General features: G+C 67.1%; 12 protein-coding genes. 4 read left to right on the top strand and 8 right to left on the bottom strand.

Annotated elements, in window-relative coordinates; genetic code table 11:
- Nucleotides 1–47: 47 nt before the first annotated feature.
- Nucleotides 48–623, bottom strand: coding sequence for a TetR/AcrR family transcriptional regulator (locus A9K58_RS01630; RefSeq protein ID WP_065197665.1), 576 nt, complete (start codon nt 621–623; stop codon nt 48–50).
- 68 nt (nt 624–691) lie between these two features.
- On the opposite strand from A9K58_RS01630, the gene A9K58_RS01625 reads away from it, so the two are divergent.
- Nucleotides 692–1,237: a thioesterase family protein gene (locus A9K58_RS01625; protein WP_065197664.1), complete on the top strand. Its 546-nt coding sequence runs from the start codon at nt 692–694 to the stop codon at nt 1,235–1,237.
- 3 nt (nt 1,238–1,240) lie between these two features.
- Here the strand turns inward: A9K58_RS01625 and A9K58_RS01620 are convergent, their stop codons facing one another.
- From A9K58_RS01620 to A9K58_RS01610, 3 genes are all read right to left on the bottom strand, one after another.
- Nucleotides 1,241–1,966 carry a hypothetical protein gene (locus A9K58_RS01620; protein WP_231109232.1) on the bottom strand — a complete coding sequence of 242 codons (726 nt, stop codon included), beginning with the start codon at nt 1,964–1,966 and terminating at the stop codon, nt 1,241–1,243.
- Nucleotides 1,967–2,093: 127 nt separating this feature from the next.
- Nucleotides 2,094–2,876 carry an SGNH/GDSL hydrolase family protein gene (locus A9K58_RS01615; protein ID WP_065197662.1) on the bottom strand — a complete coding sequence of 261 codons (783 nt, stop codon included), beginning with the start codon at nt 2,874–2,876 and terminating at the stop codon, nt 2,094–2,096.
- Between the two features lie 49 nt (nt 2,877–2,925).
- The gene (locus A9K58_RS01610) at nt 2,926–3,891 is read right to left on the bottom strand and encodes a DUF2268 domain-containing putative Zn-dependent protease (protein WP_065197661.1); all 966 of its coding nucleotides are present in this window, start codon (nt 3,889–3,891) and stop codon (nt 2,926–2,928) included.
- Between the two features lie 139 nt (nt 3,892–4,030).
- Here A9K58_RS01610 and A9K58_RS01605 point away from each other — a divergent pair, with 139 nt between their 5' ends.
- Nucleotides 4,031–5,014 (top strand): hypothetical protein, encoded by a 984-nt coding sequence (locus A9K58_RS01605; protein WP_065197804.1) that lies wholly within the window; start codon nt 4,031–4,033, stop codon nt 5,012–5,014.
- Between the two features lie 239 nt (nt 5,015–5,253).
- Here A9K58_RS01605 and A9K58_RS01600 read toward each other — a convergent pair whose 3' ends face one another.
- Nucleotides 5,254–7,716, bottom strand: coding sequence for a S9 family peptidase (locus A9K58_RS01600; RefSeq protein ID WP_065197660.1), 2,463 nt, complete (start codon nt 7,714–7,716; stop codon nt 5,254–5,256).
- Between the two features lie 156 nt (nt 7,717–7,872).
- Nucleotides 7,873–8,202 (bottom strand): hypothetical protein, encoded by a 330-nt coding sequence (locus A9K58_RS01595; RefSeq protein WP_065197659.1) that lies wholly within the window; start codon nt 8,200–8,202, stop codon nt 7,873–7,875.
- A gap of 240 nt (nt 8,203–8,442) precedes the next feature.
- On the opposite strand from A9K58_RS01595, the gene A9K58_RS01590 reads away from it, so the two are divergent.
- The gene (locus A9K58_RS01590; protein WP_065197658.1) at nt 8,443–9,219 is read left to right on the top strand and encodes a HipA family kinase; all 777 of its coding nucleotides are present in this window, start codon (nt 8,443–8,445) and stop codon (nt 9,217–9,219) included.
- Nucleotides 9,197–9,592, top strand: a complete 396-nt coding sequence (locus A9K58_RS01585) for a DUF3037 domain-containing protein (RefSeq protein WP_065197657.1) — start codon at nt 9,197–9,199, stop codon at nt 9,590–9,592. The genes A9K58_RS01590 and A9K58_RS01585 overlap by 23 nt, the downstream gene beginning before the upstream one ends.
- A gap of 37 nt (nt 9,593–9,629) precedes the next feature.
- On the opposite strand, the gene A9K58_RS01580 is transcribed toward A9K58_RS01585, so the two are convergent.
- Entirely contained in the window at nt 9,630–10,127 is a 498-nt protein-coding gene (locus A9K58_RS01580) for an REP-associated tyrosine transposase (protein WP_231109231.1), read from the bottom strand.
- A gap of 129 nt (nt 10,128–10,256) precedes the next feature.
- Nucleotides 10,257–12,779: a membrane-bound PQQ-dependent dehydrogenase, glucose/quinate/shikimate family gene (locus A9K58_RS01575; RefSeq protein WP_065197656.1), complete on the bottom strand. Its 2,523-nt coding sequence runs from the start codon at nt 12,777–12,779 to the stop codon at nt 10,257–10,259.
- Nucleotides 12,780–12,811: the final 32 nt, after the last annotated feature.

Here is a 12,811-nt window from a genome sequence, read left to right as displayed (position 1 = left end):
CGTCCAGTCGAGGCCCATCGCCAGTCTCGCGCGCCGGTAGCGGCCGATCAAGGCGGCGCCGCAGCCTTCAGCAGTTGCGCAGCCACCCGGTCGAACGGGGCGATGTCCTGCAGTGCGCGGCTCATCGCCACCGCGCCCTCCACGCTGGCAATCACCAGGCTCGCCAGCTCGCCCGCAGCTGCCGATGCATGTCCTTCCGCAACGAAAGCCGTTGTGAGGCGCTCCTGCCAGCGTGCGAACACTTCGGCGGCAGCTTCCCGCGGTTGGCTGGATGCCGCCTCCACCGGATCCTCCACCGCAGCGGCGAGTACCGGGCAACCCGCCCGGAAACCGGAGCCCAGCAGGCGCCCGCGCCACATGGCGAGGAACTGCTGCAGGCCCTGCACGGCTCCGCCCTCCAGCAGTTCGACCAGCACGGCATCGACCTTGTCGCCGGCCATATGGGTAGCGCGTGCCAGCAGTTCCTGCTTGCCACCGGGAAAGTGATGGTAGGTCGAGCCCAGCGGAGCCGCAGCCAGCTTGGTCACTTCACGGATGCTGGTGGCGTTGACGCCCACGCGCGCCAGCATCTGTGCTGCAGCCTCGATCACGCGCTGGGGGGCATCGGACGGTCGCGGGCTCACGGCGGGCTCCTTGCTAAGACAGTCGTCATAGACTAGCGTACCAGCGATCTATAACAGTCGTCATATCCATGAACCTCTGGTTCCGCCTGCTCCATCTGCTGCTGTGCAGCCTGTTCCGGCCCCGGCTCGAGGCCCCGTTCGGAGTTTCCCGCCTGCAGTTCCGGGTGCTGCCCAACGACCTGGACAGCAACCTGCACATGACCAATGGCCGTTACTGGAACATCTTCGACCTCGGCCGGCTGGACCTGATCCTGCGCATGGGCCTGGGCCGGGTGGCCCTGCGTGAGAAATGGGCACCGATCGTCGGCGCCGGCACCATCCGGTTCCGCCGCGAACTGAAGCCATTCCAGCGCTTCACCCTGGAAACGCGCCTGGTGGGTTGGGTCGGCACGCGCGGCATCATGGAGCAGCGCGTGCTGATCGGTGCCGAGCAGAAGATCGCCACCCGCGCGCTGCTGGTTACCGGCATCTATGACCGGCGTGCGCGCCAGTTCGTGGGCATGCCGAAGATGATGGAATCGATCGGCGTTGCCGCCACGCCCTCACCGCCGCTCGGTGCGGCCGCCGAAGCACTGCTCGCGGCCGATGCCGCGCTGAAGCAGGATGACGCGTGAGCCTCAGGGTGCCGCCGCCTGTGTCGGCCCCTGTCCACGCGATACCACCTGGGTGCGCGTCCCCACGTGCAGCACATACTCGAATGACTGCTGCATGCGGCTGTAAGCACCGCCATCAGGCACGCCGTAGTTGGCCCCCACGCTGAGGGTATGCCGGCCTGGCGCCAACGGCTTGAGCATCACCCAGTACCCATCGGCGGCAGCCAGCCGAGAGTGCGCGTCGTCCGCATCGATGCGGAAGCAGCCATCGCTCTTGACCCGATGCCTGCGCATGTCGCCCAGCGGCTGGCCGTCCAGCAGCACCACTGCACTGGCCAGGTAATCGTTGTTGACCGCCGCCCTTGCCTGCAGCTCCTCACAGGACACAGGCGTGTCCACCTGGAAATGAATCATGTTGATGACCGGCAGCAACAGGAACTTGCCGGCAGGAACGACGCATTCGCGACGTGGCTGGAAGCGGCCATTGGTGCCGGCGAGGTTCCAGACCGGGCCGTCCTGTCCCAGATCGCACAGGCGGCCGTCCGGATCGAGATAGGGTGCAACGCCCTGGCTGTCGGCCCAACGCCACCATCGGGCAGTCCATTCGGCCAACGACACCCCCCCGACCGGTTCACGTGTCAGCGGTGACGGTGCCACGCTGTCCGCACTGAAAGCCGGCACCGTGGCCAGCAGCAGTGCCATCGCTGCGCCCCACCGGCGCAGCCCCCCTTCCATTCCCTTCCGCATCATCAGCCCTGTCGTCCCTGGCGGCCACGCTGCATGGCCGGCTACCGCGACACTGTACCGTGGCGGCCCGCATCCTGGACATGCTCCTGCCCACGCAGTCGGCTCGCAGCGACGCGCCCGCCTGCCGTGGCTACTCCGCGATCAACGCGCGCCTGACCGCCGCCTCCGCCAGTGGCGCCATCACCGCATAGCCCTTCGCCGTGGGATGCACGCCGTCCTCGGCCAGCTGCGGATCCAGGCCACCGGCCGCGTTGGCCATCGGCGTGTAGTAGTCCAGATAGACCAGCTGCTTCGCATCGGCATAGCGCTTCAATGCGGTGTTCAATGCACGCACCTTTGGCGCAGGCGCGATCCCCGGCATCCATGGGTACTCGCTGACCGGCAGCACGGAGGCCAGCACCACGCGGATGCCATGTGCACGCGCGAGATCCACCATCGCGTGCAGGTTGTCTTCGATCATCGCCTGCGTGGACGGACCGGTGTTGCCGGCAATGTCGTTGGTACCGGCCAGGATCACCACCACCTGTGGCTCCAGTGCCAGCACGTCCTGCGGGAAACGCACCAGCATCTGCGCCGTGGTCTGGCCACTGATGCCGCGGTTGAGCCAGCCCTTGCCAGGGAAGAACGTGTCACTGCCTTCCCTGCCCCAGCCTTCGGTGATCGAATCACCGAAGAACACCACGCGCGGCTGGCCCGGCACGACGGCAGGCAGTCGCGTGTTGGCCTCGCGATAACGTTGCAGTTCCGGCCAGTCCGCCAAGCGCTGCTGCATGAAACGCACTTCGTCCGGATGCAGTTGATCGACCGGTCTGCGCAGCAACGGATTGATCGCGGGCGTATCGGCCGCTGCGGCTTCGGCGGCCAGCGTGATACCCATGAAGACTGCTGCCAGGCTGGCGGGCAAGGAACGCATGTGATCTCTCCCTGGAATGTCCGGGCCAGTCTAGCCTGCCACCCCGCCCTTATCGTGCTGCCGACCGCGCCGCCACGCCGGTCACCTTCGCCGGCATCCACATGCCTGGCGTCCAGCCGCTGGCGGCCAGGATCGCCTTCGGATTGTCCTGCTGGATCAGCGCACGCACCGCCTCGCGCTTGTCGCTGGCCTGCAGGTAATACGCCTTGGCGATGCGATAACCCACCCAGTAACCCAGGTCATAGGGCTCCTGCGAGCCCGGCGTGTAGTTGTACAACCACGGTGACAGATCGGTGCTGTCCACATCCAGTGCGAATGCACTTTCGATATGTACTTCCCGGCCGCGGGTCCACCCTGCGTGGCGCCCATTGCCGACGTTGCCGGAGATCAGTTCGGCGATGAACTCGGCGATGCCTTCGGCCAGCGAAACACGCAGGACAGTCGCGCGAGGATCACCAGGCTCGAAGTCGGTCACACCGGTCTGCTGGATGTGCACGTACTCATGCGCGATCACGTGCACGAAGCGGTCCTGCACGTTCGGATTCATGAAGTCGGCCGCGCACAACGCCTCCAGGCCGATGACCACGCCACTCCTGGAGGTCAGGCCGACCGGCCGGCCACGGCCCACCGCAATGGTCACCGGCGGAAACGTGGCCTGCGGATAAATCGCCTGCAGGTTGCCGAACACCTGCGCCAGGCGTTGCTTCACCGCCGGCAGTTCCGCCAGGCAGCTGCGGCCGTGCACATACAACTCGGGCTGGCTGGCGGTGGCGTCGGCGATGCGTTCGGCGGTAACCCGGCGCGCCTTCGCCAGATCGGCCAGGCCTGCACTGCCTTCGGCCAGGTAGCCGGCCAGCTGTGCGACGCTGGGCCTGCCGCCGCTGCTGTCGTAGAGCGCGTAGAAACGGCTGGCATCGATGGTGGAGACCTGCGGCGCCGGCGGTGTGCCGGCCGAAACCACTGCGGCTGCTCCAGCACAGGCCAGGGCCAACAGGCCGCGAAGGATCATGGACATCGCTCCATCCTTGCTGGAGGGCATGCGAAAGCGCGCAATCTATCACTCGGCCCGCCCCGCCGCAGCACGCGGATGCGGCCACTGCGGCGCTGTGCCAGACTCGCTTCGGCACCTGGCATCGATGATGGAGCACCGCACGATGATGATCGTTCCCGCGTACTGGGCCGAAGCCCGCCTGCAGGCCCGTTTCCGTGGCCGGCCGGTGGTCGTGCGCCGCTTCGGCTGGTCCGACGAGGGCCCTGCCCAGGCCCAGGAACACGCCGACCGGCGCGCCAACGAGGCCCTCAACGCCATCCTTGCCGGGCAGTCTCTGCCGCGCCGCGAAATCCGCAGCAACTACGGTGTGGAAGGCGTGCCGATCCGCGAACAGATCGTGCAGCGCGACGGCGATGTCATCATCACCCGCAACAGCTATGGTGCGCTGTGCCTCAACAGCCCCGATGTGCTGTTCGCCGACATCGACCATGCACAGCCACCGGCCGGATGCGTGATACCGGCCATCGCTGCCGCGGTAGTGCTGCTTGCCGGCGCGATCACCGGAACCCTGCTCTGGCATTGGCTGGTGGGCCTGTTACTGGGCGTGGCAGCGGTGCTGCTGCTCAACGCTGCCTTGGTGATGCGGCGCAAGCACCGCTTGGCTGCCGCCGGCGGTGCCGAGGGGCTGGCGCTGCGGCGCGTGGAAGCCTTCAGCGAACAGCACGCCGACTGGCATCTGCGCGCCTACCGCACGCCGGCCGGGCTGCGGGTGCTGGCCATGCATGCCACCTTCTCGCCCGGGGACGAGCAGCTGCAGGCGTTCTTCAAGGCGCTGGGGACCGACGCGCTGTACGCACGCATGTGCCGGTTGCAGCATTGCTTCCGTGCACGGCTGACGCCGAAACCGTGGCGCGTGGGCCTGCGTTACCGGATCCGCCCGCCAGTGGCGGCATGGTCAGCCGAGCAGGCCAGCAACCCGGACCGCCTGGCCTGGATTGCCGAGTACGAAAAGAAGAGCGCCGGCTTTGCGGCTTGTGCCTATCTGCGCAGCTTTGGCGATACGTCCCGGGTGCATGCCAGGGCCGAGCATGTGCGCGAACTGCATGACCGGATGTCGCACGCACAGGATCGCCTGCCGCTGGCGTGAGGGCAGGTGCTCGGCCAGCCCTCCTCGAATGACTGCCCAGCCAGCTGATACCCGCACCATGGCCTGCTGGCATCCGGCTTCGGGCAAGCCCTCCAGTGACGCCGCAGCGCCCTGCACCAGACCCGCCTGCGCGCTTGCCGGATGCAGCGGCGCTGGCCTTGGCAACGATAGCCGGGCGAAGGCTCAGCCCTGCGGGATCAGGCTGCAGAAGGGCCGCCCTGCGGCGGCCCTTCCGATGCTCACTTTGCGTTCTTCACGTAGGTATCGAACCAGTCAAGCATTTCCGCCACCAGCTGCTCGTTCGATTCCAGCGCGGTGTACCAGTGCGGCTCGTTCGGCAGCATCACCAAGCGGGTGATGCCGCCGTTGCCGCGGATCGCCTGGTACAGCTTGCGCGACTGGAACGGCTCGGTGCCCGGGTTGGCGTCGTCCTCGCCGTGGACCAGCAGCAGCGGCAGCTTGATCTTGTCGGCGTAGAAGAACGGCGACGCCTTCAGGTAGACATCCTGGGCCTGCCACACCGAGCGACGCTCGTTCTGGAAGCCGAACGGAGTGAACGTCTTGTTGTACGAACCGCTCGTCGCCACGCCAGCCTTGAACAGCTTGGTGTGCGCGATCAGGTTGGCGGTCATCAGGCCGCCGTGGCTGTGGCCGGTCACGCCGATGCGGTTGCGATCGACCACGCCCATGTCCACGGCCTTGTCCACCGCCGCCTTGGCGTCGGCTTCCAGCTGCTCCAGGTAGGTGTCGTAGGCGTTCTTCGGGTCACCCACGATCGGGAACGAGGCATTGTCGATGATCGCGTAGCCGGCCAGCAGCATCAGGCGATACGGCTGCAGACGGGTGAAGGTCTGCTGCGAACCGGATACCTGCCCCGCCTGCGCGGCGTTGGCGAAGTCGGCCGGATAGGCGTACAGGATCGCCGGCACGCGCTGGCCTTCCTTGTAGCCCGGCGGCGTGTACAGGGTGAACGACAGGTCCACGCCGTCGGCGCGCTTGTAGGTCACCAGCTGCTTCTTGATCTGGCGCACTTCCGGGGTCGGGTCGATCAGTTTGGTCAGCGCGGTGGCGGTGGACGCGAACTGTGCCTCACCGGTCTTCGCATCGGCCACCGCCTCACCCTGCTGGCGGATGAAGGCGTTCGGCGGATCGATCACCGACTGGTGCCAGGTCAGATAGCGGCCCGGCGTGTTGCTGAAACCGAGGAACTGTTCGTAGGCATCGGCGCTGCTGCGGAACAGGCGCTCGCTCTTCAGCGTACCCAGGTCGAGGCGGTCCAGGAACGGACGGTCGCCCTGCGGCGAGGCGCCACGGCCGCTCAGGAACACATGGTTGCCCTCCTGGCGCACGACCTGCGCGCCGTTCGGCAGGCGGGTGAATACCAGGTTGCCGGGGTTGGCGTACAGCTCATCGCTGGACATGTCCCACAGCAGGCGGCCTTCCTTCTTCGGCTGGTCCACATCGACGATGCGGGTCTGCATCCAATGGCGGTTCTCGTCGTTCTCGTACTGGAAGGCCACGGCCGGATCGGCGGTCCACGCGAAGCCTTCGAAGCGCTGTGCAGTACGGGTAATTTCGGTCGGCTTGCCGTTGAACGGGGCCTTCAGCATCAGCACGCGATCGCGATGCGGCACGTTGACCTTCCAGTCGCCCTTGTCCAGCGCTTCGGCATAGACCAGGGTGGCCGGATCGGTGGCACGCCAGTCGAAACCGCGCGGGCCCTCCGGCACGCCGTGCACCGGCACGCGGTCGGCCAGCGGCAGGCTGGCAATCGGCGTGCTGCGGCCATTACCGACGTCCAGCACCGCAACGTCGTTGGCGAAACGCTGGTAGGTCACGGCATGGGAATACGGCGGCTTGATCGACTCGGTCAGCACGTGCACGCCATCGGGCGCGGCACTGACTTCGTTGAACAGTGCCGGTTGCCCGACCGGGCGCACGCTGCCGGCGGCGGTATCGACCACGGCCAGCTGCGAGGCACCGTAGTAAGCGAACAGCTTTTCGTCATGCACGCTGGTCAGCGTATCGCGCGCCTCATAGGTGCTGCTCTCGCCGCTGCTGCCCAGCGACTCCTGCGCATCCGGGCCGGTCGGCACGCCACCGTCGGATGGGGCCGGGCCCTGGTTGGCCGGGACCAGCTTCACCAGCAGGTTCCGGCTGCCGCCCAGCCACTGCACGGTGTAGCCGAAGATCGGGTTCAGCTGGACGTTCGGCACCTGCTTCACCTGGCCGGTAGCGGCGTCGCCGACCCACAGCTGCACGCTGGTATCGACCGCGTTCTGGAACGCGAAGTGGCTGCCATCGGCCGACCACAACGCGCCGCCCGCGCAGCCCTGCGGCAGGTCGACCTGGGTCTGCTTGCCACTGCCGATCTCGACCAGGGTGAAGTCGGCCACGCAGGCCGGAATGCCGTAGCCGCCGGGGGTGTCATGGCGGCTGCGGTTCTTCGGCTCCAGGCGAACGCCGGCCAGCTTCAGGTAGGGCTGGGCAACACGGGTGATCGACGGGTAGGTCTGCGCGGTAGTCAGCAGCAGGCGCTGCCCCCCCGGTGCCACGTTCGGCGCTGGCGGCGGCGGTGCCTTCAGCACCTTCAGCAGGTGCTCCGGCGGCTTCGCGTAGTCGGCAAGCGCCGGGCCAGCGGCCAGCAGGCCGACGGTGGCAACGGCAACGGCCGCCGCCAGAGAGGTTCGACGGATCAGCATCCTTATCCCCTGGGTGTGAATGGATACCCGGAATCGGGCATGGACCCGAATCTAGCACCGCAGGGGTTGTCGTGAATGGGCCGGAAGGGCTAGTGACCGGATGGGGCAAAGTGGCAGCCCGGCAGCCGCTCCAGCTTTTCCAGGCATGGCCTGGCACTACTGCTGCGCGTGCAGGTCCCAGGTGGCCAGGTAGTCCGGGTCGACCACGATCATGCCGCTGCTGCGCATGCAGTATTCCCCCGGTTCGGCGGGGAGGTACTGGTCGAGCATCGGCGGCAGGTAGCGCTCATGGCCGTCGTTCTCATCAGCCAGCACCACGCCTTCGTCGGCACTGATGCGCAGCACGGTGCCGGCGTACTGCTCCAGCCCCTGCACCTGGCCGTCGCCGCCATAGCGGGTGACACCGACCAGCACGACCTTGCCGATCATTTCTTCGGCCTTGGCGTCGTCCAGGGGTGGCAGCATGGGAGTGAATTCGTCGCTCATCGGTGCACCTCCGTAGCCTGCAGGACATCGTGGATGAGGTTTCCGCTTCGCAGTGCGCGCATCGCTGGCAGCGGGCACATGCCCCGCATGAAGCACCCACGTGGGGAGTGCCAGCACGCCATGAACCTGAAGGTTCGTGAAGACCGATGCTGCCACCGCAGGCGGAACGGACAGGTGAAGGCCGGGATTCCACCCTCACGGATCCACGGGCTCCGCCTGCGCCCACGCTAGAATGCGCGCATGCGCACCGTACATGCCCTCCGCTATATCACGCCCTTGCGGGAAGGTGGCTCCCTGCCCGCTGTTGTCGAGACCGACGACGATGGCATGGCCGTGCTGAAATTCCGTGGCGCCGGCCAGGGCCCGAAAGCGCTGATCGCCGAGCTGATCGCCGGCGAAATGGCACGCACGCTGGGCCTGCCGATTCCGGAGATCCTGTTCGTCGAGCTGGACCGCGAGTTCGCCCGCACCGAACCAGACCCTGAGATCCAGGAACTGATCCGTGCCAGCGAAGGCTTGAACCTGGGGCTGGACTACCTGCCCGGCGCGATCAACTACGACCCGGCCGCGATGCCTGTGGATGCCGACCTGGCCTCGCGCATCGTCTGGTTCGATGCGTTCACCAGCAACGTCGACCGCACCACGCGCAACCCCAACCTGATGGTGTGGCACCGCAAGCTGTACCTGATCGACCACGGCGCGGCGATGTACTTCCACCACGACTGGGCCAACGCAGGTGATGCCTGCGAGAAGCCGTTCGTGCTGATCCGCGACCATGTGCTGCTGCCGTTCGCCCGCCGCATCGCCGAGGTGGATGCCGAGCTGGCAGCACGCCTGACCGATGCCGAGATCGAGCGCATCGTTGGCCTGGTACCGGACAGCTGGCTGGTCCATGAGCCGGCCTTTGACAGCCCGCAGGCCTATCGCCAGGGCTACATCAACTATCTCAAGCACCGATTGAAGGTACGTGCGGTGTTCGTGCAGGAGGCGATCCGTGCCCACGCTGCACACGTATGACTATGCGGTCATCCGCGTGGTACCGCGGGTGGAACGCGAGGAATTCATCAACGTCGGGGTGATTGTCTCCTGCCCTGGCGCGCGCCATCTGGAGGCGGCGATCGAAATCGATCCGGATCGCCTGCGCGCCTTCGCGCCGGCGCTGGACCAGGAGGCGCTGCAGCCATGGCTGGATGCGATCGTGGCGATCTGCCGCGGCGACGCCAGCGCCGGGCCGATCGCGCAGCTGCCGGCCCGCGCCCGCTTCCACTTCCTCACCGCCAGGCGCAGTTCGATCGTGCAGGTGTCGAGTACCCATGTCGGTCGCACCACCGATCCGGCCAGCGTGGTGGAACACCTGATGTCGAAGATGGTGCGGGTGCCTGCGCAATAAGGGCGAACGGTACCCGATCGGCACTCCCCCGCCGGCCCTATCCGCCCTCACCTGCAGCCTCCAGGTCGCTCAGGGTCCAGCGGCACCATCCGTACGGGTGTTCGCCCAGTTGCGCAGCCAGGCCGGCCCGGACGGGATTTGCCAGGATGTGGCGCGCATGGCGTCGCAACGACGCGTCACAGCCAATTACGTCGTCGTGATGGCCGGGCTGCCAGAGCCCCCCTGCCCGGCCGCGCTGGCGATTGATGAGAAAGCTGCTGCGCGCTTTGAAGCGATGCACGCAGTAGCCTGGCGAATGGCCACGTAGCTGGGCCATCCAATGAATGTGATCCGGCATGACGACCCAGGCAAGTGAGGTGGTCAGGCCTTCCCGGTCCATCGATCCGAGGAGCTGCATCGCGACGCCGGCGTTGGCGGGGGAATCAAAGATGCGATGGCCGTTCCGGCACATCATCGTGATGGCATGGACATTGCCGATGATGGGATGACGGCCGACGGCAGGCTGGACGCTGGGCATGGAACCGAGAATGCCCATCAGGGCCGGAATCCGGCATCGGTATGCCGCCCATGCCGGAATCAGGAATTGCCTTGATGCAGCCGTCGATCGGATCGGGTCGACGCGCAGGTCGACCCGGCGGGCCCTGCACCACCTTGCTGCGCCGCCCTACTTCGGCAGCGCATACGCCATCACGTAATCGCCCTTCGGTGTCTCCATGAAATGGTGGCCGCCGGCCATGATCACCACGTACTGGCGCCCCCCCTGTTCGTAGACCATCGGATTGGCCTGGCCGCCCGCAGGCAGCTTGGCATGCCACAGTTCCTTGCCGGTCTTCAGGTCGATGGCACGCAGCAGGTCATCGGTGGCGGCGGCGATGAAGATCAGTCCGCTGGCGGTGACCACCGAGCCGCCGTTGTTCGGCGTACCAATCTCGATCGGCAACCCGGAGCGGATGCCGAACGGGCCATTGCCGCGCGCGCTGCCGAAAGGACGATCCCACAGCAACTTGCCGGTGCGCAGGTCGATGGCGCGGATGCCGCCATAGGGAGGCTGCTTGCACAGCAGGCCGGTGAACGGCAGGCGCCAGCCGGCGTTGACGTCGATGGCGTACGGCGTGCCGACCTGCGGGTCGCCGGCACCCTCGGCCCCCCCCTTGTCGGCGCGCACCTGTTCGCGGGGCACCCAGCCCTTGCGGTCCGCCTCGGCACGTGGCACCAGCCGGTTGTAGTTGGGCATGTCGTTGTAGTTGGCCACGATCACGCCGCGGCGCGTGTCGATCGACACGCTGCCCCAGTCCGACCCCCCGTTGTAGCCGGGGTATTCAATGGAATGACGATCGCTGGTGGGCGGTGTATAGAAACCCTCATAGCTGGCGTTGCGGAACTGGATGCGGCAGACCAGCTGATCGATCGGGGTGATGCCCCACATGTCACGCTCGGTCAGGTCGTTGTCGCGGCGCAGCGTGTGGTAGCGCGAGAACAGCTGGGTGGCCGAGCGCTGTTCCGGCTCCACGCCGCCCTGCGGCACCCTGCGCTCTTCAGCCGGTGTCAGCAGCTGCCCGCTGCGGCGGTCCAGGATGTAGATGTCCCCCTGCTTGCTGGGCAGCAGGATGGCGGGCACCTTGCCCGAGGCGGTGGGGAAATCGATCAGGCTGGCCTGTGAACCCAGGTCGTAGTCCCATACGTCCTTGCGGACGGCCTGGAAATGCCAGGCGGGCTTGCCGGTGGTCACGTCGATCGCCACCAGCGAGGTCGAGTACCGGTTCTGGTTCTCGCTGCGCGAACCGCTCCAGTAGTCGCCGGCGGAATTGCCCATCGGCAGGTAGACCAGGCCCAGTTCCTCGTCGCCGGTGGCGGTGGTCCACATGTTCGGCGTGCCCCGCGTGTATTCCTTGCCGGGCGGTGGCAGTCCGGTCAGTTCCGGCTGGTCCATGTCCCAGGCCCAACGCAGCTTGCCCGCGACGGCATCGTAAGCCTGGATCACGCCAGAGGGTGCATCGCGACGCTGGCCATCCAGCACCTGGTGGCCGGTGACAATGACGCCACGCACGATCGCCGGCGGCGAGGTGATCGAGACATAGCCCGGCGGCACCTCGCCCATGCCCAGGGTGATATCGACCTGGCCGTTGTTGCCGAAGTTGGCGCAGGGGCGACCGCTATCCGCGTCCACCGCGATGATGCGGCCATCCAGCGTCCCTTCAATGATGCGCGCGCTGCAGGCAGGACGGCTCCCGGGCGTGCCCCGTGGCGGTATCGGCTGCGGCGCTGACGGCAGGGCGAGATCGGCCGCGATGTCGGCGAGGGAGGCATCGCCGGCCGGGGTCGTGCGGGGCTGCTCGTAATACGCCACCCCGCGGCAGGCCGCCGTGTAGGGGATGGATTCATCCCTGACCTTCGGATCAAAGCGCCACAGTTCCCTGCCGGTTCCTGCGTCAAGCGCGATCAACTGATTGCGGGCAGTGCACAGATACAGCCGGTCCCCGACCTTGAGCGGCGTGGTTTCCGCACCCCAGCGCTTGTTCGGCAGGTCGCCGGTACGGAACTGCCACGCCAGCTCCAGCGTGGCGACGTTGTCCGGAGTGATCTGCTGCAGCGGCGAGAACCGTGTGGCGGCATTGTTCCGGCCCCAGGCCGCCCAGTCGCCCTCTGCTGGGTGATCGGCCGGTTGTAGCCCGGTGGTATCGCGGGTCGGCTCGAGCCCGGCACTGACTGCGGCCTCCGGGAACGCCTGGTCGCCCTGTACCTCGCCATGCGGGGCGAATGCCAGCGCGAAGGCCGCTATGAATACCAGCATCAACACCGCGGCCACACTGCGCGACAACCGCTTCGGGACCGGGGCCTGCAAGGTCGGCGCCAGCAACGCCAGCACGATGCCCAGTGCGGTCACCAGGCCCAGGCGCGGTACCCAACGCCAGTAGTCGCTGCCCGACTCCCACCATGTCCAGAGCAGCGTGCCCACGAAGAGCAGCGCGTAGATCACGGCACCGCTCCGCAGGTTGCGCCACAGCAGCACGCCACTGGCGAGCAGCGCCAGGCCGGCAATGGCGTAGTACCACGATCCGCCCAGGGCAATCAGCCATGCCCCCAGCCCGCCAATGACAAGGCCCAGCGCAAGCAGCAACAGCGCGAGCAGCGTGACCAGTACATGGCGGCGCAGCGGCAGCGAAGCGGACTGCGGCGTGGTGGACATCGGTGCTCTCCGGTCGGGTGATAACGGCCGTT

Origin of the sequence: Stenotrophomonas maltophilia, assembly GCF_001676385.1 — a bacterium.
GTDB classification, from domain to species: Bacteria; Pseudomonadota; Gammaproteobacteria; order Xanthomonadales; family Xanthomonadaceae; genus Stenotrophomonas; species Stenotrophomonas maltophilia_J.
The sequence above is the reverse complement of the archived record's forward strand: the minus strand, read 5'-3'. Positions and strand labels throughout refer to the sequence as shown.